This window comes from Oceanisphaera profunda (genome assembly GCF_002157895.1).
GTDB classification, from domain to species: Bacteria; Pseudomonadota; Gammaproteobacteria; order Enterobacterales; family Aeromonadaceae; genus Oceanimonas; species Oceanimonas profunda.
Map to the genome: position 1 here is coordinate 2498924 of NZ_CP021377.1, position 22888 is coordinate 2521811.

Below are 22888 nucleotides of genomic sequence, written 5' to 3' on the forward strand. Positions count from 1 at the left end.
AGCCTTGAGCTTGACGGTTAATGTCGACTTCATGTTAGGGAGTACGCAATTTGTTTGAGCGTGATGAAAGCAGCGAGACTGCTATTCTGGTGCACATTAATTTTGATAATGATAAAGAACGTGAAGATCTCGAAGAGCTGGAATTATTGGTCGACTCAGCAGGCGTGGAGCGTGTCGGTTTACTAACCGGCAGCCGTGCTTCCCCGCAAGCCAAATTATTTATTGGCTCGGGTAAAATAGATGAATTGGCCGCATTGGTGCAGATGGTGAATGCGGATGTGGTGATTTTTAATCATCCGCTCAGCGCATCGCAAGAGCGCAACATAGAGCGGGTGATCAACTGCCGAGTGCTAAACCGTACTGGGCTTATTTTAGATATTTTTGCCCAGCGCGCCCGTACCCATGAGGGTAAACTGCAGGTGGAATTGGCTCAGCTTAGTCATATGTCGACGCGTTTGGTGGGTGGGCGTGCCGAGCTGGGACGCCAAAAAGGCGGCATAGGCTTGCGCGGACCCGGTGAAATGCAGCTGGAAACCGACCGTCGCTTGTTGCGAGAGCGCATTAAACTGATTCAAAAGCGCCTTGATAAAGTAGCGCGCCAGCGCGAGCAGGGACGTCGGGCACGCAAGCGTAATGCGATTCCTACCGTGTCTTTGGTGGGCTATACCAACGCCGGCAAGTCGACGTTATTTAATCGCCTGACTGATGCCAACGTTTATGCGGCAGACCAATTGTTTGCCACCCTAGATCCGACCTTGCGTAAAATTGAATTGCCGGATGCGGGGCCGTCGGTACTAGCCGATACGGTGGGTTTTATTCGTCATTTGCCCCACGACTTGATTGCAGCTTTTAAGGCCACATTGCAAGAAACCCGTGATGCAGATTTATTGCTGCATGTGGTGGATTGCTTTGATGAGCAAATGAACGAAAATATCGACGAAGTGAATTCTGTCCTTGAGCAAATAGAGGCCGACCATGTGCCGGTGCTTATGGTGTTCAATAAGATAGATAAGTTAGATAATACGCCGCCGCGTCTTGAGCTAAACGAAGCGGGTTTGCCGCGAGCGGTGTGGCTTTCGGCGCAAAACAATCAAGGCATCGAGTTTTTGCTTGATGCCCTTAACCAATTGCTGGCCGGCGCCTTGGTCGAGCATAGATTAATCCTGCCGCCTACGGCATCTAAGCTGCGCAGTCGCTTGTATGCGCTTAATGGCGTGGTCAGTGAGACTTTTGGTGAGCAGGGCGAGTTTGTAGTGGATATTCGGTTACAACAGGCGGATTGGCAGCGCTTGTTGAAACAGGAAGAAGAGCCGTTAGAGCGCTTTATAAGCGATGAATTGCTTGATAAAGTTACTTTTATAAATCAGAAAGACGGAGAGACAAATGGCTTGGAATGAGCCTGGAAATGGTGGCAAAGACCGTGACCCTTGGGGGAATAACGGTAAGCAGCAAGGTCCGCCAGATCTGGATCAGGTAATTCGAAACCTGAGAAATAAGTTCGGTGGTGTACTCGGCAAGCGCAGCTCTGATTCCGGTAACGGAGGCGATCTAGGCTCTTTTGCCGTGGTCATCGCCTTGGTGGTAGCCCTAGTGGTGTGGGTCGTCAGCGGTTTCTATACGATTGGCGAAGCTCAGCGTGGTGTGGTGCTGCGTTTTGGTAATTATTACCAAACCGTAGAGCCAGGCTTAAGCTGGAAAGCGACCTTTATCGACCGGGTATTCCCGGTGGATGTGGAGTCGGTGCGCTCACAACCTGCGTCTGGTTTTATGCTGACTGAAGATGAAAACTTGGTGCGCGTGGAGATGGAAGTGCAGTATCGCGTGATCGAACCTCGCGACTATCTGTTTAACGTCACTAACGCCGACGACAGTTTGCATCAGGCACTCGACAGTGCGCTGCGTTTTGTGGTGGGTCACAGCACCATGGATGACGTCTTGACCACGGGCCGTGACGGGGTGCGTCAAGCAACCCGCGAACTACTCGAAAATATTATCGAACCTTATGATCTGGGTTTATCGATAGTGGATCTGAACTTTTTGCCGGCTCGTCCGCCGGAAGAAGTAAAAGATGCTTTCGATGATGCGATCGCCGCTCAAGAAGATGAACAGCGCTTTATTCGTGAAGCCGAAGCCTATGACCGTGAAATTCGGCCTAAGGCTCGAGGCCAAGCTAAGCGTCTGCTACAAGAAGCCGAAGGTTATAAAGAGCAGATTGCACTGCGTGCCGAAGGTGAAGTGGCACGATTCCGCCAGCTGTTACCGCAATATCAGCAGCAGCCTGACTTGATGCGCCAACGTATTTATCTTGAGACCATGGAAGAAATTTATTCCAAGGTAAACAAGGTGATCGTTGATACGCCTGAAGGAAGCAGCAACCTGATGTATCTGCCGTTGGACAAGTTGGTTGAGCAAAACGCCAGTCGTAAGACAGTGGTAGATCCGAATATTATTACCTCGGATTATATCAATGGCTTACAAAAACAAGCGGGTTCAGACAGTGGCCAAACCAGAGCCGGTAATGAGCAAGGCACTATTCGTCCAACAGGGAGAAACTAAGCCATGAGAAAAGGTTTATTGGTTATTGTTGCCCTGATTGCCATCATTTTTTATGCCTCGGTATTCGTGGTCGTAGAAGGTGAGCGCGGTATAGTGCTGCAATTTGGCAAAGTAAAACGTGAGCAAGGTACTGAGCTGCCGACGCTTTATGGGCCTGGCCTGCACTTTAAAGTGCCGATGATAGATCAAGTGCGCAAACTCGATGCCCGCTTACAGACCTTAGATGATCAGGCAGATCGCTTTATCACCTCGGAGAAGAAAGACTTAATCATCGACTCCTACGTGAAATGGCGTATCGACAACTTTGCTACTTATTATTTGGCCACGGGTGGTGGTAATCGTCTGCAAGCAGAAAACCTGTTACGCCGTCGTATTAACAACAGCCTGCGTTCAGAAATTGGTAACTTGACCATTCGTGAAATCGTGTCCGGTAAACGGGGCGAAGTCATGGAAGCGGCGTTGCGTAATCAGTTGGAGTCGTCTGCTGATTTAGGTATCAAAGTGGTGGATGTACGGATCAAGCAAATCAACCTGCCGACCGAAATCTCTACTTCTATCTATCAGCGGATGCGTGCTGAGCGTGCCGCCGTGGCCCGAGAGCACAGATCTCAAGGCCGTGAGCAGGCAGAAATTATTAAGGCGAAAGCCGATCGTGACGTAACCGTTATGATTGCTGACGCTCAGCGTAATAGCCGTACCTTACGCGGTGAAGGTGATGCATCAGCAGCAACGATTTACGCGGATGCCTATTCAGCTGACCCGGATTTTTTCAGCTTTATTCGTAGCCTCGAAGCCTATCGTAAAAGCTTTGAGCAGGGCGGTGACTTGATGGTATTGAAGCCGGATGGTGATTTCTTCCGCTTCCTGAAAGACCCGTCAGGGAAAGCTCAGTAACATCGAATAAGCTCGTTTAATCAAACCAAGCCCGGTTCGCCGGGCTTTTTTATGTTTTACCGTAAGTCGATAAAAAGGCGCTGGTGGTCTTTAACTGATGGCTGAGCGCTTATCGTTTAACGCTGGTTTCGTTTTATTGGCATTACTTTATTCCGACTCTGGTCAAAATTTGATAGACTCGGTTTTTAATAACTTAACAGTTAGTGAAAGGAAAAATGGGACAAAACGTTGTTGTACTCGGCACCCAATGGGGTGATGAAGGCAAGGGGAAGGTTGTAGACCTTCTGACTGACAGAGCCCGTTATGTTGTTCGCTATCAAGGCGGCCATAACGCGGGTCATACTCTTGTTATCGACGGTGAAAAAACCGTTCTCCACCTTATTCCATCAGGTATTTTACGTGACAACTGCCTGTGCATTATTGCCAACGGTGTAGTGTTGTCGCCGGAAGCTTTGTTAAAGGAAATGGCCGGTTTGGAAGCCCGCGGTGTGCCAGTGCGCGAGCGTTTGGTACTCAGTGAAGCTTGCCCGCTGATCCTGCAATACCATGTGGCCATGGACCAAGCACGAGAAATCGCGCGCGGTGCTAACGCCATTGGTACTACAGGACGTGGTATTGGCCCAGCCTATGAAGACAAAGTAGCACGCCGCGGTTTGCGCGTCGGCGACCTTGCCAACATGGACACCTTTGCCGTTAAGTTGAAAGAAATTGTAGAATATTATAATTTCCAGCTCACCGGTTTTTACGGTGTAGAAGCGGTTTCCTATGAAACGGTATTAGAAGAAGCCAAAGGTTATGCAGCTCTGCTGACCAGTATGGTGATTGATGTTACCGACGTGCTGGATATTGCCCGTAAAAACGGTGATAAAATCATGTTCGAAGGTGCCCAAGGTACCTTGCTGGACATTGACCACGGCACTTATCCATTTGTGACCTCATCTAATACCACGGCTGGCGGCGTTGCTACTGGCTCAGGTTTTGGTCCTCGTCACATTGATTATGTGTTGGGTATCATCAAGGCCTATGCCACTCGCGTCGGCTCAGGTCCTTTCCCGACCGAGCTGTACGACGGTCAAGAGAAGCTAGATGACGTCGGCAAACACCTAGGTACAGTGGGCCATGAATTTGGTGCTACTACCGGTCGTTTGCGTCGTACCGGTTGGTTGGACTTGGTGGCCGTTAAGCGTGCCGTTCAAGTGAACTCCATTTCCGGTTTCTGCTTAACCAAGCTAGACGTATTGGATGGCTTGAAAGAGCTGAAAATCTGCGTGGGCTATCAAATGCCAGACGGTTCAGTCAAGGATGTGCCACCTATGGCAGCCGAAGATTATGATACCGTTATTCCTGTGTATGAGACTATGCCAGGCTGGAGCGATAACACTGTAGGTGTGGTCACCCTTGAAGGTTTGCCACAAGCGGCGCGCAATTACATTAAGCGCATCGAAGAGTTATCCGGTGTGCCGATTGATATTATTTCGACCGGCCCCGATCGTGATGAGACCATGATTTTGCTTCATCCTTTTGATGCTTAATCGTTAGGTTTATCCATATAAAAAACGCCAGCTCATTGAGCTGGCGTTTTTGTTTTAACGTAAGGGGTAAAGCGTGAGGAGGGAGGTGAAAAACACCTAACCTTCAGATCTAGGTGTTAGCCGTCTTCCTGACGCACGTCAGGATCTCGCTTTTCCTAAGTACTAGATACCGAGGCAAGCTCAGCATAAAGAAAACACACCGAGCTTGCAGATATCCAGTTTTACCACCCTTCATCGGCGAAGCCGCATCAGCTGCTGCGTTCTACAGCCATATGAGCCAAGTCGATCAGCGCTTGTTTGTGATCGGAATCGGGCAAGATGCGTAAACTGTCGATGGCTTTTTGCGCTTCAAGCTCGGCTTGTTGCTGGCTGTATTCCAGCGCTTGGGTGTCGGCCAAGATGCCCATGATCTCTTCAAGATGATCCATACCGGTACGATTAGCGATGGCATCACGAATACGCTCGCGTTGCGCGTCGTTACCCACTTCCATGGCACGCAGCAGGGGCAGGGTAGGCTTACCCTCGCTCAAGTCGTCGCCGACGTTCTTACCCATGTCCTGACTGTCTGAGCTGTAGTCCATGATGTCGTCAACCAGCTGGAAAGCAGTACCTAAATATTTACCGTAATCCAGCATGGCTTGTTCTACGTCAGGCGCTTGATGAGTCAGCACCGCAGCCAAGCGGGTGGCTGCTTCAAATAATTTGGCAGTCTTGCAGTAAATCACCTGCATATAGCTGTCTTGGGTGGTGTCGGGATCGTTGCAATTCATTAACTGCAGCACTTCACCTTCGGCAATAATATTGGTGGCGTCGCTTAAGATATGCATGATTTTCATGTTATCCAGCTCAGTCATCATCTGAAACGCGCGGGTATAAAGGAAATCGCCGACCAAGACGCTGGCTGCATTACCAAATAAAGCATTGGCGGTATCGCGGCCACGGCGTAAGTCTGACTCATCGACCACGTCATCATGCAGCAAGGTGGCGGTGTGAATAAACTCGATAATGGCAGCCAAGGTAATGTGCGCATCACCCTCGTAGCCTAAGGCGCGAGCGGCCAATACGGTGAGTTGGGGGCGCATCCGCTTACCGCCGGCACCCACTATATAGAAGCCCAGTTGATTAATGAGCGCCACGTCTGATTGCAGTCGTGAGCTGATTAAATCGTTCACCGATTGCATATCTTGCTCGGTCAATTGTTTTATTTTATTCATATTTACCATAAATTTATAAGCCAAACGACGCCGTCAACAGCCACTGATGCTGGGATTTTACACTATTTACCATAGGGATAAAGCCGACAAGCCCGCCTTTGCAAGCTTGTGCGATAAGACTGATTTTTTTATGCCTGCACTCTTGTCTCGCCCTATCAATCTGCGTACAATACGCGACCATTGTAGAACAGTTTTAGTGCACGCCCCTTTGAGGGTAAAAGTGCCAATAATTCGGAGTTAAAATCATGTACGCGGTAATCCAAAGCGGCGGAAAACAGCACCGTGTAACCGAAGGTCTGGTAATTCGTCTAGAAAAATTAGACGTTGAAACTGGCGCATCTGTCAATTTTGACAAAGTGCTAATGGTTGCTCAAGGTGAAGATGTTAAAGTTGGTGTTCCTTACATCGACGGTAGCACAGTAACAGCTGAAGTCGTAGCTCACGGTCGTGGCAAAAAAGTCAAGATCGTTAAGTTCCGTCGTCGTAAGCACTCACGCAAACAGCAAGGTCATCGTCAGTGGTTCACTGAAGTTAAGATCACGGCTATCAGCGCTTAATATAGGAGTTCAGTTCCATGGCATCGAAAAAAGCAGGCGGCTCAACTCGTAACGGTCGCGATTCAGAAAGTAAACGTCTTGGTGTTAAGCGTTTTGGTGGTGAAAGTGTCTTGGCGGGCAACATCATCGTTCGTCAGCGCGGCACTCGTTTCCACGCCGGCGTTAACGTTGGTTTGGGCAAAGACCACACTTTATTCGCCACTGCCTCTGGCAAGGTGAAGTTTGAAGTTAAAGGTCCAAACAACCGTAAGTTCGTAAGCATTGAAGCTGAGTAAGCATCAAGGCTGAACTAAGAAAGCCCCGCCCATCGGCGGGGCTTTTTGCTTTATAAAAAGCACGTTCGGTGCTGAAACCAGATACACTGGTGTCAGTGCACGAATGGGAGATTAATGTAATGAAATTTGTAGATGAAGCACAAATCCAAGTTGAAGCCGGTGACGGTGGTAACGGTTGTGTGAGTTTTCGCCGTGAAAAATATATTCCCAATGGTGGCCCAGATGGTGGCGATGGTGGTGATGGTGGCGACTTATATATGCTGGCAGACACTAACCTCAACACCCTGATCGATTACCACTTTGAACGCTTTCATCGTGCCGAGCGTGGCGAGAATGGCCGTAGCAGTAACTGTACGGGTAAACGTGGTCAAGATTTAGTGATCAAAGTACCGGTCGGTACTCGCGCTAAAGATGAGATGACGGGCGAAATCCTTGGTGATTTAACCCGTGACGGTCAGAAGTTGCTGGTGGCCAAAGGCGGTTTCCATGGTTTGGGCAATGCGCGTTTTAAAAGCTCAGTTAACCGTGCGCCTCGCCAAAAAACCAATGGCACGCCAGGTGAAGTTCGTGCCTTAGTGCTGGAGCTATTACTGCTAGCAGACGTAGGCATGTTGGGTTTACCCAATGCCGGTAAATCTACCTTTATCCGCGCCGTGTCTGCGGCTAAGCCAAAAGTGGCGGATTATCCCTTTACCACCCTTGCGCCTAACTTAGGTGTGGTACGTTGTGACGGTCATAGAAGCTTCGTGGTTGCGGATATTCCCGGCTTGATTGAAGGTGCTGCCGACGGTGCTGGCTTAGGTATTCGCTTCTTAAAACACTTAGAGCGTTGCCGTGTGTTGCTGCACATCATAGATGTGCTGCCTGCTGATGAGACAGATCCTGCAGATAACGCTGAGATCATCATCAATGAGCTGGTGCAATACAGTGAAACTGTGGCCAATAAGCCACGCTGGTTGCTGTTTAATAAGCTCGACTTAGTGTTACCAGAAGAAGCGGAAGCCATTATCGAACGTGTGATTAAGCGCTTAGACTGGCAAGGCCCAGTATTTCGCATCACCGCCATCAGTAAAGACGGCACTAAAGAAGTGACCGAAGCGCTGATGGACTTCTTAGATGAAAATCCTCGTACTCAACAAGAGTTAGAAGATGCCCGTGAAGTGGTGAACTTCAAGTGGGACGACTACCACGAGACGACGTTGGAAGAGCACAGTAAGCCGCTCGCACAAGACTTTGACGACGAAGACGATGATGACGACTGGGACGACGAAGAAGATGACGGCCATGTTATCTACACGCGTGAATAAGCTATGATAGTTGCTTTAATCGTGGCCATGACGCGTAACGGCGTGATTGGTAAAGACAATGCCATGCCTTGGCATTTGCCGGCGGATTTAGCGTACTTTAAGCAGACCACGCTGGGTAAGCCGATAGTGATGGGGCGCAACACCTTCAACTCTATCGGCCGTGCCTTGCCAGGCCGACGTAATATTATTGTTAGCCAAAGCTTAATTGAGGCGCCAATCGGTACCGAAGTAGTGCCATCGCCTGAAGCGGCGCTGGCGTTATTAGCCGGAGAGAGTGAGGTAATGGTGATGGGCGGTGGCCAGCTGTATCAGGCATTCTTGCCGTTAAGCCAGCGCTTATACCTAACCCAGATTGAAGCGGATGTTGAGGGTGATACCTATTTTCCGTTTCAGGCCGCAGATTGGCAGCTTGAGTCTGAGCAGTTACGCCTTGGTGACGAGCGTAATGAATATAACTGCAGGTTCCAGGTTTATAAACGAGTATAAAGCGTGAAGGGTAAAGAGTGAGGAGGCAACCCTGCGTTTGCAGATTGGATGTTTCCCTCTCACCCTTCACTTTTATTACTGTCTTAGTTTTAATGCTCTATTCTTTCAGCTTCACGCTTCACGCTTCACGCTTTACCGTTACCGCAAAGCAGTTGTTCTTGTTTCAGCCCTAGCTTAGCGCTAGGTGCTCGGCGCTTGTTTATCCCGTCCTCTTCACTCTTTACCCTTCACGCATACAAGGGGCAGGGCGTACTGATGCGCTCACCGGTTTCCCAGCATAATAATGTCATACTGCCGCCCCACACACAGCCTGTATCTAACGCATAAATATCTTCTACCTGACACTCACCCTCTAATGCGGCCCAATGGCCGAAGATCAGTGGGGGATCTTGGCGATCTTGGCGTAAAGTGAACCAAGGTGTGAGTTCGCCCGGTGCGTCGCTTAACCCCGCCTTATAGCCAAAGTCTAAACTGCCGTCAGGATGGCAAAAGCGCATGCGTGTAAAGGCATTGATGGTAAAGCGCAGTTGCTCGACCGCGGTTAAGTCTGCTTGCCAAAAATTCGGTAAATTACCGTACATTTGTGCCAAGCGCTCTTGGTAATCGGGGGAGCGTAGCTCAGCTTCGGCACTGCGTGCCGCCGCTCTTGCTTGCTCAATACTCCACTGCGGGGGAATGCCTGCGTGGGTCATGACAAAAGGCTGAGCTTGTGCCGCCGACTTATATTCAGATCGCTTATCTGCTGCGGGTTGATATTCGGCCAGCAGTGGCTGCTGACGTAACCAATACAATAAGTCTGAGCTATCGGCGGCTTGTAATATCGGCATGATTTTATCCGCCGCTTTAGGCTGGGCTATGCCATTGGCGACCGCTAATAAGTGCAAGTCGTGATTGCCCAATACAGTAGTAGCCGCATTACCGAGCGCGATAACGCGGCGTAAACAGCCAAGCGAGTCGGGCCCACGGGCGACTAAGTCACCGGTGAGCCAGAGTTGATCACGGGAAGGACGAAACGCCACCTCATTAAGCAGGGTATCGAGTTCAGCCAAACACCCTTGCAAATCGCCAATAATATACGTGGCCATCAGTTAATCAGATGTGGCAAAGACAGACGAAAGGGAGCTATGGGTGCCGCAAATTCGCGACCATCTTGCTCAATAAAGAGATAACTGCCTTCCATCACGCCTACCGGGGTGTCTAATTTAACGCCGCTGGTATAGGTGAAAATGGCTCCCGGCGCAATATTAGGCTGTTCGCCCACCACACCACTGCCTTCTACCTCAATTATTTTGCCATTGGCATCCGTTATCAGCCAACGGCGGCTCAGCAGTTGCACACTGTTTGGGCCGCGATTTTGGATGCTAATGGTGTAAGCAAATACATAGTTTTGCTCATCGGGTGCGGAATGTTCGGCTAAGTAATGGGGCTCGGTAGTAATGTGAATATGGTCGGGAGACATAGAAAGCTATTCCTTGCGTTGGGCCAAGGCATTGGCCAAGGTGACGTATTGCGCCAGTGTCAGCTGCTCAGGACGGGCACCGGGATCTAAGCCAAGCTCGGTCAACTGCTCTTGGTTAAACAGGTGGCTTAAACTATTACGAATCGTTTTGCGGCGTTTACCAAAGGCATCGGCCGTGACCTGCGACAGGCAAGCTATATCTTGCGCAGGATAGGGGGGGACTTCATAAGGTAATAGTTTTACTACCGCCGAGTTGACTTTAGGCGCCGGCTGAAAGGCTTCTGGCCCCACTTCCAACACCGGTACTACTTGGCAGTAATATTGCGCCATGACGCTTAAGCGGCCGTAGGTCTTACTACCTGGGCCTGCCGCGAGGCGGTTTACCACTTCTTTTTGCAGCATAAAGTGCATGTCTTGTACGTGAACGGCAAACTCAAACAGGTGAAACATCAGCTGAGTAGAGATGTTGTAAGGCAGATTGCCAAAAATCTTCATCTTTTTACCCGGCTCTAACAGCTGAGTAAAATCGAACTTCATGGCATCCGCTTGATGAATGTTGAGCTTGTCTTTTAAGAACGGGTGGGCCGCTAAGCGCGCGGCCAAGTCTCGGTCGAGCTCCACCACATTCAGGCGTTCGATGCGCTCGCATACTGGGCCGGTTAAGGCGCCCAGACCCGGACCAATTTCAACCATGGTAAAGTCATCTGTGGGATAAATAGCATCCACAATTTGATCGATTACGTAGTCATCGTGTAAGAAGTTTTGGCCAAAGCGTTTACGGGCTTTGTGCCCTTGGTGGACTTTACTATTCATCGCGTGTTTCTATCATTTCAATGGCTTGATTAAGCGCGCACAGCATGCTGCCCGCATCGATTTTATCGGTTCCTGCTAACTCTAAAGCAGTGCCATGATCCACAGAGGTGCGGATAAAGGGCAAGCCGAGGGTGATATTCACCGCTTGGCCAAAACCAATGTATTTAAGTACCGGTAAGCCTTGGTCATGATACATGGCTAAATAGGCATCGGCGTCTTGCATATATTTGGGCTGAAATGCGGTGTCCGCAGAAACCGGCCCAATAAGCTCCATGCCCTCGCCGCGAAGTTTGTCCAACGTCGGGCTAATAATATCCAGCTCTTCACGGCCCAAGTGGCCGTCCTCACCGGCGTGCGGATTAAGGCCGCACACATAAATGCGTGGCTCGGCTAAGCCAAACTTACTTTTTAGCTCCGCATGTAAGATGCGAATAATTTTGGTCAGACGGTCTTCGGTAATGGCCTTGGCCACGTAGGCCAGTGGAATGTGGGTGGTCACTTGCGCGACACGTAAACCCGGTGCCGCCAGTAACATTACCACATCCGGCACATTGGCTTGTTGGGCAAAAAATTCAGTGTGGCCACTAAAAGACACGCCGGCTTTATTAATAATACCTTTGTGCACGGGGCCGGTGACCACGGCGGCAAATTCACCGCTCATATTGCCATCGGACGCGCGTTTTAAGGTTTCCAGTACATAGAGGCCATTGGCCTCATCCAGCACACCAGGAACGGCGGGCTTATCCAGTTTGACGGTTGCAATAGTTAGCGTGCCGGCGCGTTGCGGTTGTGGGGCACGCTCTGAGTCATAAGGCAGTAAGACTAGCTCTTTACCTAAAGCTTGAGCGCGGCTTTGAATAAGCTCGGGGTCGGCAATGACCACCAACTCTACCGGCCAATCAAGGGCAGCCAAGGCCAGCATCAGGTCGGGACCTATGCCGGCGGGCTCGCCTGGAGTTATCGCGATACGTTTACAGATCACAGTTCACCGTTTGATAATTGGGTGTCGACAATACGGATATAGGCTTCATCTTTAAGTTCGTCCAGCCAGGTTTGTACTTCTTCAGTAAAGCGACGATTAAAAATAAGCTGATAGGCTTTTTGTTCGGTTGCTTGTTCGGTGGCATCTACCACACGTTTATCTTCAAGCTTCACTAAGTGCCAGCCGTGCTCAGAGCGAAATGGCTCACTGAGCTCGCCGACCTTAAGTTGCGACACTACATCGCGAAAGCTACTGACATACACCTCAGGTGCCGACCAACCTAGGTCGCCGCCTTGAATGGCGGAGCCGGGATCTTCAGAATGCAGCTCGGCCAGCTGGGCGAGCGTAGCTTGGCCGCTGCGAATCGAGTTCGCATACTCATTAAGCAAGCTTTGGGCTTTGTCTTCACTCATGATGATTGAGGGCTTGAGCAAGATATGGCGAGCACGCACTTCAACAGCTTGTACGGTTTGTTGTGTGGCGGCTTCTACGTCAAAAATGGTCAAGATATGCACACCCGCACCTGAGCGCAGCGGACCAATAATATCACCCTTACCGTGATTTTTCACCGCTTGGCTAAACAACGAGGGCATTTCATTGATACCCAGTAGTCCCCAATCCCCGCCTTCTAATGCTTTAGGACCTGCACTTTTTGCGATGGCGAGTTGGCGAAAATCTGCGCCTTGCTTGAGCTGCTTGATCAACTGTTCAGCCTGTTGGCTGGCGTCACGCAGTTGGACATTACTGGGGTCGGTAGGCAACGCCAATAAGATATTACCCACGCGATAGCGGCTTTGGTTTTGCCCTTGTTCAGACATCATCTGCACCACTTGCTTTACTTCTTGGTCAGAAATATTGATACGGCGACGCACTTGATTGCGCGCTAATTCGCTAAGTAAGATCTCGTTGCGTACCTGTTCGCGAAACTGGCTGTAGCTTAGGCCATCAGCTTTGGCTTCGGCGCGCAATTGCTCGGCGGTTTTGCCTTGGCTGCGAGCCACGTTAGCAATGGCTTGCTCCAGCTGAGTGTCGGTGATGCGCAGACCCAGACGCTCGGCTAATTGCAGCTGTAAACTCTCTAGAATTAATCGCTCCAGCGCTTGCTTGCGCAATGCTTGTTCATTGGGCAAGGCTTGGCCTGCGCTATTCGCACTGCTTTTAACCTGATTGACCAGGCCTGTGAGTTGGCTTTCTAGCACCACATCTTTATCGACCACGGCCACGACATTATCCAGCAGTTCGACGGCTTGGCTACTGACTGCGAAGAGGCCCACACTGGCGGCAAGCAGTAATTGTTTACATCTTTTATTCATGACAAGTCCTGTGCACTATGAAAATTAGTTATTGAGATTAAAGGGGCGATAGTAAGGTAATAAATCCGTACCTGGTGAAAACTCACTGTTACCGGCACCAAATGAGCTGAGGCCCTTTAACTCGAACCTCAAGCCAATTAGCGTTTCTTGCTCTACCTCATTGGGATTAGTCAGCTTGCTTTCTTTCTGTGCTTGCTCCCACACTAAGCTCACCGCCCAGCAGCAAGAGTCATAACGCAGTCCTATCAGACTATCGATATTACGATTGAGTTCAATGTCTCGATAATAACCACCAATCAGCCGCCACTGCGGGTCGAGTGGCCAAGAAAAGGTACCGCCCAATTGATTCAGATCGTCAGTTAGGCTGGCATCGGGAAAGTAGGTTTGATTAAGGTGGCGAAACCCAACCTGGGCCAATTTACCTTGGTTGTTGTATTCCAAGGTGATATTGCCACCCGCCAGTCTATGATTACGCGTATCTTGCTGTGCCTCGGTATGCACAAACCAATTACCGTCTATATTGAGGTCGCCCTCAAAAGTCAAAAACGACTGTTTGGTATCGCTGAGTTCTTCATTGGGATACAAACGCACGCGTGGTGAGGTAAAGTTATAGGTTTGTGCCACCGCTAAGCGCAAGCGCTCCACACTTTCTGCATCATAAACACGACTGGTAAAACCGCCGGTGATTTGGTTGGCATCACTGATGCGGTCAAGGCCGGCAAAGCGCCGATCGCTAAACAAACTGTAATAGTCTTGGCGCATGCTGGTCGTATCGTATAAACCAATATTATCTTGGTCTTTAAACGGTACATACAAATATTGCAGTTGCGGTTCAATAGTTTGAGTGAAATCGCGCTCAAACCACTGGGTCTCACGGTCAAATACCAAGGTGCCATTCAGTCGTGCGCGGGGCAGTAAACGGTCAACATTGCCGTCTAGGCCATCAGTGGTAAACCCCAGACCACTGGGGTCTTGATTACCATAGTAGCTCGACAAGTTAGCGGGAATATCTTGTTCATAATGGGTGTAATAAGCACCCAGATCAGCAGTGAGTTGCGCGCCTGGCTGATTAACCAGTGAGTACACTAGTTTGGGTTCGGCGTGCACACGGGTAGCTTCATAAACTTGAGTGCCATCGTTTTTAAACTGGGTGACTTCAGCATCAAAACCCAGATCAAAACCACCAAAACCTTGATAGCTGGTTAAGGCTACACTGGGTGCCAGCTGGAAAGGCATGGTGGCGATGTTGGGTTTTAAGATCTGATAATCACGCACTTCTGTGGTCAGCTGCCAGCGTTTGTCATAGTAGCCGCCACTAAACGACTGCATCAGTTGGTCATCTACTAACTGGCCAACCGGTGGCGAGAAGTCATCAAAATAGGCATTATCCCAACCCGCAACTTTGGTGTAGTCCACATTGGCACGCCAGTGTCCTGCGGCATCAAAGCGGGCATTATGGCGCCAGTTAACTAGCCAGCGCGCATCCTCTTCCCACTCGGTATTCAGTAATTTATCGTCACTGGCTAAATACTCGCCGTATAGAGTGCCACTTTGGCCGGCAATGGGTAGATAACGAAACTCCAATTGCGCCATAGTGCCGCGTTTTTCCATATAGCGCGGGGTAAAGGTGGCGTCGTAGTTTTCCGCGATATTCCAGTAGTAAGGCAAGCTGATGTCAGTGCCGTTACTATCGCCAAAGTTAAAGCTGGGATATAAAAAGCCGCTTTGACGCTCGTCTTTCACGGGAAATTTTAAGTAGGGGAAGTAAAACACCGGTACCTCGCCCAGCCACAGTACCGCGTTCCAGGCTTCGCCAAATACTTCGTCTTGTTCCACTTTCACCGAGCTGGCTTTTAATTTCCATGCCTCGCCATCCGGCGGGCAGGTGGTGTAGCTGGCACCATTTAAGTCCACTTGGCCAGTATTGTCGCTGAGGCGCACTTTTTTGGCGAGACCACGACCGGGCTCACCGTGAAACTGATAATGGGCATCTTCTAGCTCGGTGTCTTTGGTATTTAAGTTACCGGTCAGTTGTTTATTACTGTCCACGCTGATGGTGCCATCGGTAAAGTGGATATTACCGGTGGCCAGTACATCACGACTAATTTGTTCAAGTTCTACTTGGTCGGCATTAAATTTACGCGCGCCTTGCTCTACTTCAACCTGACCGCTGTAAATGATTTTACCATCGCGGGTGGCATCTAATAAATCAGCAGTCACGCTAATTGGGGCATTGGTATCCCCCGTTGCTGAGTCTACCAGCAAGGGCACATGGCTAAAGCAGCGGCTGAAAGGCATGGCCGAGGGGGCTGAGGCATCTGGCGTTTCAGTTTGGGCCTGAGTGAGGCCTGAAAGCAGCAGCAAGGGTAAGCCGATAATCCGTATTCTCATGGGTTGACGCTCGCTTCCTGGTGGCGACACCGCCCATTGGGCTGGTTGAGATTTGGGTGTCATTACTTTATGGTAACGGGCTATGATAAAGCATTCTTGCGGCCAGCACTATCGACCTGCAAGATGACCTCCCTTAGCCCCATTGTTCATCTAGGATCCTGCTTATGAGATTAGCTGCTCTCCCTCGGTTTTTGTGGCCGAGACGCTGTAAGTTGGTTTGCGCAGAAGCTTTGCAACTCAACAAGCAAGAGGCATAGCTATTATGTTGGCACATATTAAAGGCAAGCTGATTGGCTTATTTTTTGGCTTCTTGCTCGGCAATATCCCCGGCGCCTTAATTGGCTTATGGTTGGGGCACTTATTAGATAAGAAGCTCGCTAATGCTTGGCTGTTTAATAAAGATGCTCAAGCTGAGTTTCTCTATACTACTTTTGCCACCATGGGCCATCTTGCTAAGTCCAGCGGTCAGGTGTCGAATGAAGAAATCCGTTTAGCCGAGCAGTTAATGACGCAGATGCGCCTACAAGGTGAGCTGCGCCTTAAAGCGCAAGAAGCGTTTCGGGCCGGTAAAAGTGCAGATTTTCCATTAAAAGAAACTTTGCGTCGTTTTCGAGCGCGAGTCAAAGACAGTCGCAACTTGTTACGCTTCTTTATGGAAGTGCAATTACAAGTGGCCTTCGCCGATGGTGAGTTGCATCCGGCCGAGCGCCGCTTATTGCTGACCATTGCCAGTGAACTGGGCTTTTCAGAAACGGAACTTGAGCAGTTGTTGGCCTTTGCCGAAGCACAGTTGCATGGTTTTCGCCAAGGTTCCGGTCACTCCAGTGGTGGCCGCCAAGCACCCCCGTCGGCAGATAGATTACGCAATGCTTACCGCATTTTGGAAGTGGCAGAAACCGCCGATGACACCGAAGTAAAGCGGGCTTATCGTCGTCAGATGTCCAAACATCATCCGGATAAATTAGCATCCCAAGGGTTGCCCAAAGAGATGATGGACATGGCCAAAGAAAAGGCCCAAGACATACAGCAAGCTTGGGAAACCATTAAAGCGGTACGTCAGATAAAGTAAAAAATAGCGCCGAGCACCAAGCGCCCGGCGCCTAGCTAAAGATAAAAAAGCACCAACCTTCGCATAGGTTCGGTGCTTTTTTAGTTTCACGCGCGTGCTGCTAATTTTGCAGCCTCGCTTTCATTGGAGAACTGTCTTTTTTCTTAGCTCGGCGCTTGGAGCCGGGCGCTGCAATTACACTACTCTATTCTGCGTGTTACCCGCCACGAAGGCTTCTATGTTATCGATTAACTGATCCGCTAAGCGTTGCATGGAGGCTTGACTGGCCCAAGCGATATGCGGCGTTAAGATAAAGTTCGGATAGGCGAGCGCTTGCATCAAAGGGTTATCTGCTGCCGGCGGCTCAGCCGTCACTACATCAAAGCCCGCACCGCCAATCAGCTTGTTCTCAAGTGCCGCTAACAAGGCCGCTTCATCTACTAAGCCACCGCGACCGACGTTGATCAACAGCGCATTATCTTTCATTAACTTAAATTCCGGCTCGGCAATTACATGCTGAGTTTCTTCATTCAGCGGGCAATGCAGGCTGATAATATCGGCTTGGGACAATAGCTGCTCAAAGCTCACTCGGCCTTCACCGGGCACTTGGCCTTTACGCGCCGCTACTATGACTTTCATCCCTAGGGCTAACGCCAATTTTTCGAGGTCTTTAGCGATAGTGCCATAACCGATCAAGCCCAGCGTTTGGCCGTGTAAGTCGCGGACCGGATAATCAAAGTAACAAAACTGTCCGCTTTGCTGCCAACGGCCGTCCACAATCGAGCTGCGATACGCATGCAAGTTACGACTGAGCGCCATCATTAAAGACAGTGCATGCTCGGGCACTGAGCTTTTGCTGTAATCGCGCACATTACACACCGTAATGCCCGCTTGCCGACAGGCCTCTAAATCCACGTTATTGCAACCAGTAGCGGCCAGCGCAATCATCTTTAGTCGTGGTAAAGTGGCCAGCATCTCTGCAGTCAGGCTGATTTTATTCACCAATACAATATCTGCTTCTGCTAAGCGCGTCTGTACTTGCTCAGGCTGCGTGTCGTCATAGCTTTGCCATTGGTGGTCAAAGTTAGGGCGTCGCAGTTGGGCCGGTGGCGGCAGGGTTTCTTGGTCGAGAAATACCAGATTCACGATGTTGCTCCTTTAAATAATGGGGCGCATTAGGGGGCAGGGGTAACCAACCCAGCCGCACCAGCCAGCCCGCGATTTGCTTGTTCAAATTCTCAATGCCATTAAAGCGCTGCTGCGCGTAACCGGTTTTTTCGCGGCGGCTGAGTTGTTGTTGGCGTCGTTGTTGATTATGCCAAGCCAATGGGCTGTCGGGGCGACGATAGATATCCAAAATCGGATAAGGGCTACGCCCCAGACTGACGGCGAGCATTTTTTGCTGCGCCATCGGCTGCGGTAAAGCATCAAATAAAATTAAGGCGTGAGGCGCGATAAGTTGCTCCGTATCCACCCATTGTTGATACCAGAGGGCGGCACTGCCTTGAGTGAGCATGACCACAGGTCGCGTAGTCGTTTTATCTGGGACAGAGACACCATTAATCTCGGCATCTTGGTCTATATCGGAAGTGGTCAGTTCCGCGAGGCGTGCCAGTTGCAGCGTTAACCAAGCTTGCTGAGCGGGCGAGGGCTGTTCGCTACTGGGATCAAACACCTGTTGTGCGGTATCTGGCAGTAACAGCCGCACTTCCCAGTTACGTTGTTGCCAATAGTGCGCGATCGGTAACCACAAATGAGTCTGATTAAGCTCGGGCCAAATCAGCAACTGGCCTTGCGCGTGACTGGATGCAGGAAAGTGCAACAGCTGGCCGCGGGCTTGATATTGTTCAAACGCGGGCCAGCTGAGCTGAGACTGACGCAGAGTTTGCGCCTGACTGGCAGGAGTGATCAGCCAATAGGCCAGCGCAAGAGCGGCCAGTGGGGTGATCCGCCTGCGCGCCTGTCTCATTCGATGGCAAAGGGTGCTGGAGCGGTAAATTTTAGCCACTCTTTGGTTTTAGGATGGCGAAACTCCAGCTCAGCCGCATGCAACTGCAAATGGGGCGCCATGGTTAGCGCCTCACCTTCCGCATAGAGATTGTCGCCCAAAATGACATGCCCCAAACTTTTCATGTGCACCCGCAATTGATGAGAGCGACCAGTAATAGGCGTCAACTTAATTAAGCTGCGATCTCTCAAACGACGTATGCAGCGCCAATGGGTGAGCGCCGCCTTACCGTTTTCATGATCAACCATATGCCGCGGCCGATTAGGCCAGTCGCAACATAAAGGTAAGTCTATGCTGCCCGCGTCGGCGTCAGGGTTACCGTACACCCAAGCGTAATAACACTTGGCGGTTTCACGCTCACGAAACTGGCGGCTTAATTCAGCGTGCGCCTTACGGTGCAGAGCCATCACTATCACGCCCGAGGTGGCCATATCCAAACGATGCACCACTTGGGTGGTGGGATAAACCCGTCCCACCCGCAGTGACAAGCTATCGAAATGGACAGGGTCTCGGCCAGGTACGCTCAGCAAGCCGCTCGGCTTATTCAGCACAATCACGCTGTCGTCTTGATACAAAACGTCAAACATGGGATCCATCGGCGGATCATAGGGCAGTAATGCCATGTGCTTATCTTCCTTATTGATGACTGACGACTATATAGCGAATCGCGTCCAATTTTAAGCGGGTGTTATTAAGCAAGCTATCCAGCTCTTCAAGCAGCGTTTCTACATGGCTGATTTCACTTTCGCGCACGTTAGGGTTCACCTTGGCTAATTGCTGCAAACGAGCGAGCTCTTGACCAATGGAAGCATGCATACGCTCGCGTGCTTGCTCGACCAAAACTTGCATCTGTAACTCCGCAACGGGGGCGGCTTGCTGTATTAAGTGGTGAATAACCGCTTGCGAGGCATTCACCAGCTTACTGGCTAAGTGACGATTAACCGGGCTGAGCTGGCGATCAAATGACTCAAAGGTCACTTTATCGGCCAGATCGTTGCCGCTCTTATCTAACAGTAAACGGATCGGTGCCGGTGGTAAGAAGCGATACAGCTGGGAGTTTTGTGCCGACTCAGCAACAAAGATCAGCTCTAAAAATTGGGTACCAACTGGCAGCGCCTTATTTTTTAGAATCGCCACTGACGTGGTGCCAATTTCCGAGCCCAGTACCAAGTCCATACCACCGCGGATCATCGGATGATCCCAGGTTAATAGTTGCAGGTCATCACGACTGAGTGCTGTTTCTCGGTCAAAGGTAATGCTGGCGCCATCTTCGGGTAAACCCGGAAAACTGGTCACCAACATATGCTCACTGGGGTGCAGCACGATGGCATTTTCGCCTTTGTCGTCTTGGTGCACGCCCACTTCATCAAATAACTTGATGGCGAAAATGGCCAAGGTGGGATCTTCATCCACCGCACTCAACTCACCCGCTAAATCTCGGTCTAAAATAACGCCGCTGGAATTAAGCTCCAGCAAGCGGTCACGGCCTAATTCCATATGGCTTTCCAGTTCAATGGTCAGCGCGCGGGTTTGCTCAATTAATTGTGCTAGCCCGTCTTGGTCTTGACCGTGTTCGGCAAGCAAAGCCAGTAACGTATCACACGTTTGCTGATAGACCGGCTGACCCACGGCGTTAGGCTTACTAAAGGCATCCATCCCTTGGTGGTACCACTGGGTGAGTGCGGCTTGCGCCGTACCTTCTAAATAAGGCACATGAATATCTATGTCGTGTTCTTGACCAATGCGGTCGAGGCGGCCAATACGCTGCTCTAATAAGTCGGGGTTCAGCGGTAGGTCAAACAACACCAGCTGATGAGAAAACTGGAAGTTACGGCCTTCGGAGCCAATTTCCGAACAGATCATTACCTGAGCACCACCTTCTTGCTGGGCAAAATAGGCAGCGGCTTTATCACGATCCAGCAAGGTCATGCCTTCATGGAAGACGGTGCCACGAATGCCTTCTTTAGTACGCAGTACCTCTTCCAGTGCTAATGCCACGCCGGCTTTGGCGGTAATGACCAAAATCTTGATATTGCGGTGCGCTTTAGTGAACTCCAGTAACCAGTCAACACGGCTATCGAACAGTGTCCAAGCATTATTGTCGCCTTCAAACTGGCGATAAATTTCTTCCGGATACAAGGCTTGCAACGCTTGTTGCGTCACGTCTAGCTGCGAGCCCATCATATTCGCCACTTTAATCGCGGTGGTATATTGGCTGGGTAAGGGCAGAGGGTGTAAGTGCAAGACGCGCGCCGGAAAGCCTTTGATGGCGTGGCGGGTATTACGAAATAATAAGCGACCGGTGCCGTGGCGATCTAATAGTTGCGCCAATAATTGTTTACGCTGGCTGGCATCTTGCAACGCAGTTTCGTCCAGTCCGTCCATAAAGGGCGCTAAACCGGCAATGGCCGCCGCATCCAAAGGCGCATCAGACAGCAAGGTCTCGGCGGCGGCCGCTAACGGCTGATATTCTTCTTCTTCGGCTAAGAAAGCGTCGTAATCGTAGAAGCGCTCTGGATCCAGTAAACGCAAACGCGCGAAGTGACTCTCGTGGCCTTGCTGATCCGGCGTCGCCGTCAACAACAACACGCCGGCGGTGTCTTCGGCCAATGCTTCTACCACTTCATAGGCGCGGCTCGGCTGCTCTGCGTCCCACAATAAGTGGTGTGCTTCATCGACTACCATCAGATCCCAATCGCTTTCATGCAATTGTTCGAAGCGCTTACGTTTTTTGGTAATAAAATCCAAGCTACATAATACCAGCTGCTCGGTATCAAACGGATTCGCCGCATCGGCAAAGGCTTCTACACATCGCTCTTCATCAAACAGTGCAAAATGTAAGTTAAAGCGGCGCATCATTTCAATCAGCCACTGATGGATCAGTGCATCGGGTACCAAGATCAAAATGCGCTTAGCGCGACCCGACAACCATTGCTGCTGAATGATCATGCCCGCTTCAATGGTCTTACCCAAGCCTACTTCATCGGCCAGCAATACTCGGGGGGCATAACGACTACCCACTTCTTTGGCGATATGTAACTGATGGGGGATCAAGCTGACCTTACCACTGGCCAAACCGCGCAGCGGTGAGCGGCGACGATTAAACTGATGCATCAGCGCTTGATAGCGTAGGTTGAAGCGACCAATTTTATCTATCTGACCGGCAAATAAACGCTCTTGCGGCTTATTCAGTTTAATAAAGTGGTTAAGGAAAGTTTCCCTCAGGCTGGTCTCTTCACCATTATCGAGGCGAGTACCATGGTAAGTGAGCAGGCCGCCATCTTCGGTAACGGACACCACCTCTAACTCCCATTCTTCGTGACTGCTGATCACATCACCGGGATTAAACATGACGCGTGTAATAGGCGCATCACCTTTGGCATACATGCGGTTTTCGCCGCAAGCCGGAAAAAGCATGGTTACTATGCGCACATCGATAGCGACGATGGCGCCCAGTCCCAAATCGGTTTCTGTGTCACTGATCCAACGCTGGCCGAGGGAAAAAGGCATTCAAGTCTCCAAGCTGAAGAGGGAGTAAAAAAGGGGCGTTATCTTAGCGCAATCAACCGACGGACGCACCCGTAAAACTAAAACGCCGTCGCCAAGCACTTTAGATTCAAGTTTTCGTTGTTAGAGTGGGAGAAGTTAGGTTAGAGGTAAACCTGGATTGGGGGAGGTTGGTTCAAGAAAGCCTTCTCTATATAGGTAAGATTGACCACTAACGACAGGGGCATCGTAACTACAACACCTAACGTTAGCTGCAAGTACGGTTACCTACTATTACCTGCTAACTATAGGTACATATATATAGGCACCTATATATACATAACTATTATATGCATAGCTGTATTAAGAGACGCTTTGGGCTAAACGTAGCGCGTAGCACTATCTTCAACCCGTTACTGCTTATATTGGGAACCCCTTAGCCAATGCAAATCCCAAAGTTACGGCTTTATAACTGCTTTATCATTTACTTTGCGCTGTGAGTTAGGCTCTGGACGCTGGTTTATGTCACTGCTTCACCTCTTACATCCCTCACTTTATCACTCCATT

19 protein-coding genes and 1 pseudogene are annotated in these 22888 nt (G+C 50.2%); 9 read left to right on the forward strand and 11 right to left on the reverse strand.

Annotated elements, in window-relative coordinates:
* Window positions 1-50: 50 nt before the first annotated feature.
* The 4 genes and pseudogenes from hflX to CBP31_RS11055 form a co-directional block, all read left to right on the forward strand.
* Window positions 51-1328: pseudogene (hflX, locus tag CBP31_RS11040) on the forward strand (ribosome rescue GTPase HflX); the annotation flags it as partial.
* Window positions 1329-1383: 55 nt separating this feature from the next.
* Window positions 1384-2556 (forward strand): FtsH protease activity modulator HflK, encoded by a 1173-nt coding sequence (gene hflK, locus CBP31_RS11045; protein ID WP_087037256.1) that lies wholly within the window; start codon window positions 1384-1386, stop codon window positions 2554-2556.
* A gap of 3 nt (window positions 2557-2559) precedes the next feature.
* A complete protein-coding gene (gene hflC, locus CBP31_RS11050; protein ID WP_087037258.1) occupies window positions 2560-3450 on the forward strand; it encodes a protease modulator HflC in 891 nt (296 codons plus the stop codon).
* 215 nt (window positions 3451-3665) lie between these two features.
* Window positions 3666-4982 carry an adenylosuccinate synthase gene (locus CBP31_RS11055; protein ID WP_087037260.1) on the forward strand — a complete coding sequence of 439 codons (1317 nt, stop codon included), beginning with the start codon at window positions 3666-3668 and terminating at the stop codon, window positions 4980-4982.
* 248 nt (window positions 4983-5230) lie between these two features.
* Here CBP31_RS11055 and ispB read toward each other — a convergent pair whose 3' ends face one another.
* Window positions 5231-6205 (reverse strand): octaprenyl diphosphate synthase, encoded by a 975-nt coding sequence (gene ispB, locus CBP31_RS11060; RefSeq protein WP_169713021.1) that lies wholly within the window; start codon window positions 6203-6205, stop codon window positions 5231-5233.
* Between the two features lie 236 nt (window positions 6206-6441).
* On the opposite strand from ispB, the gene rplU reads away from it, so the two are divergent.
* From rplU to CBP31_RS11080, 4 genes are all read left to right on the forward strand, one after another.
* On the forward strand, window positions 6442-6753 hold the full coding sequence (gene rplU / locus CBP31_RS11065) for a 50S ribosomal protein L21 (protein WP_087037262.1): 312 nt from the start codon (window positions 6442-6444) through the stop codon (window positions 6751-6753).
* A 17-nt stretch (window positions 6754-6770) separates the two neighbouring features.
* Window positions 6771-7028, forward strand: a complete 258-nt coding sequence (gene rpmA, locus CBP31_RS11070) for a 50S ribosomal protein L27 (RefSeq protein ID WP_086963814.1) — start codon at window positions 6771-6773, stop codon at window positions 7026-7028.
* Between the two features lie 119 nt (window positions 7029-7147).
* The gene (gene cgtA / locus CBP31_RS11075; RefSeq protein WP_087037264.1) at window positions 7148-8335 is read left to right on the forward strand and encodes an Obg family GTPase CgtA; all 1188 of its coding nucleotides are present in this window, start codon (window positions 7148-7150) and stop codon (window positions 8333-8335) included.
* Window positions 8336-8338: 3 nt separating this feature from the next.
* Window positions 8339-8821 (forward strand): dihydrofolate reductase, encoded by a 483-nt coding sequence (locus CBP31_RS11080; RefSeq protein WP_087037266.1) that lies wholly within the window; start codon window positions 8339-8341, stop codon window positions 8819-8821.
* A 227-nt stretch (window positions 8822-9048) separates the two neighbouring features.
* On the opposite strand, the gene CBP31_RS11085 is transcribed toward CBP31_RS11080, so the two are convergent.
* The 6 genes from CBP31_RS11085 to lptD are packed head-to-tail and all read right to left on the reverse strand — an operon-like array spanning window position 9049 to window position 15779.
* The gene (locus tag CBP31_RS11085; protein WP_087037268.1) at window positions 9049-9906 is read right to left on the reverse strand and encodes a symmetrical bis(5'-nucleosyl)-tetraphosphatase; all 858 of its coding nucleotides are present in this window, start codon (window positions 9904-9906) and stop codon (window positions 9049-9051) included.
* Window positions 9906-10280, reverse strand: a complete 375-nt coding sequence (apaG, locus tag CBP31_RS11090) for a Co2+/Mg2+ efflux protein ApaG (RefSeq protein ID WP_087037269.1) — start codon at window positions 10278-10280, stop codon at window positions 9906-9908. Before apaG ends, CBP31_RS11085 begins: the two co-directional genes overlap by 1 nt.
* Before the next feature lie 6 nt (window positions 10281-10286).
* Window positions 10287-11093 carry a 16S rRNA (adenine(1518)-N(6)/adenine(1519)-N(6))-dimethyltransferase RsmA gene (rsmA, locus tag CBP31_RS11095; protein WP_087037271.1) on the reverse strand — a complete coding sequence of 269 codons (807 nt, stop codon included), beginning with the start codon at window positions 11091-11093 and terminating at the stop codon, window positions 10287-10289.
* Window positions 11086-12075 (reverse strand): 4-hydroxythreonine-4-phosphate dehydrogenase PdxA, encoded by a 990-nt coding sequence (gene pdxA, locus CBP31_RS11100; protein WP_087037273.1) that lies wholly within the window; start codon window positions 12073-12075, stop codon window positions 11086-11088. The genes rsmA and pdxA overlap by 8 nt, the downstream gene beginning before the upstream one ends.
* Window positions 12072-13388, reverse strand: coding sequence for a peptidylprolyl isomerase SurA (gene surA, locus CBP31_RS11105; protein ID WP_087037275.1), 1317 nt, complete (start codon window positions 13386-13388; stop codon window positions 12072-12074). Before surA ends, pdxA begins: the two co-directional genes overlap by 4 nt.
* 24 nt (window positions 13389-13412) lie before the next feature.
* Window positions 13413-15779 carry an LPS assembly protein LptD gene (gene lptD, locus CBP31_RS11110; RefSeq protein ID WP_087037277.1) on the reverse strand — a complete coding sequence of 789 codons (2367 nt, stop codon included), beginning with the start codon at window positions 15777-15779 and terminating at the stop codon, window positions 13413-13415.
* Window positions 15780-16041: 262 nt separating this feature from the next.
* Between lptD and djlA the strand changes: the two genes are divergently transcribed.
* Complete coding sequence (gene djlA, locus CBP31_RS11115; protein ID WP_087037280.1) at window positions 16042-16848, forward strand: co-chaperone DjlA; 807 nt, start codon at window positions 16042-16044, stop codon at window positions 16846-16848.
* Between the two features lie 174 nt (window positions 16849-17022).
* On the opposite strand, the gene CBP31_RS11120 is transcribed toward djlA, so the two are convergent.
* Genes CBP31_RS11120 through rapA form a run of 4 tightly spaced genes read right to left on the reverse strand, consistent with a single transcriptional unit; the run spans window position 17023 to window position 22345 of the window.
* Complete coding sequence (locus CBP31_RS11120; protein ID WP_169713023.1) at window positions 17023-17976, reverse strand: D-2-hydroxyacid dehydrogenase; 954 nt, start codon at window positions 17974-17976, stop codon at window positions 17023-17025.
* The gene (locus CBP31_RS11125) at window positions 17912-18796 is read right to left on the reverse strand and encodes a DUF3530 family protein (RefSeq protein ID WP_087037285.1); all 885 of its coding nucleotides are present in this window, start codon (window positions 18794-18796) and stop codon (window positions 17912-17914) included. Before CBP31_RS11125 ends, CBP31_RS11120 begins: the two co-directional genes overlap by 65 nt.
* Window positions 18793-19458 carry an RluA family pseudouridine synthase gene (locus tag CBP31_RS11130; protein WP_087037287.1) on the reverse strand — a complete coding sequence of 222 codons (666 nt, stop codon included), beginning with the start codon at window positions 19456-19458 and terminating at the stop codon, window positions 18793-18795. The genes CBP31_RS11125 and CBP31_RS11130 overlap by 4 nt, the downstream gene beginning before the upstream one ends.
* Window positions 19459-19471: 13 nt before the next feature.
* On the reverse strand, window positions 19472-22345 hold the full coding sequence (rapA, locus tag CBP31_RS11135) for an RNA polymerase-associated protein RapA (protein WP_087037289.1): 2874 nt from the start codon (window positions 22343-22345) through the stop codon (window positions 19472-19474).
* Window positions 22346-22888: the final 543 nt, after the last annotated feature.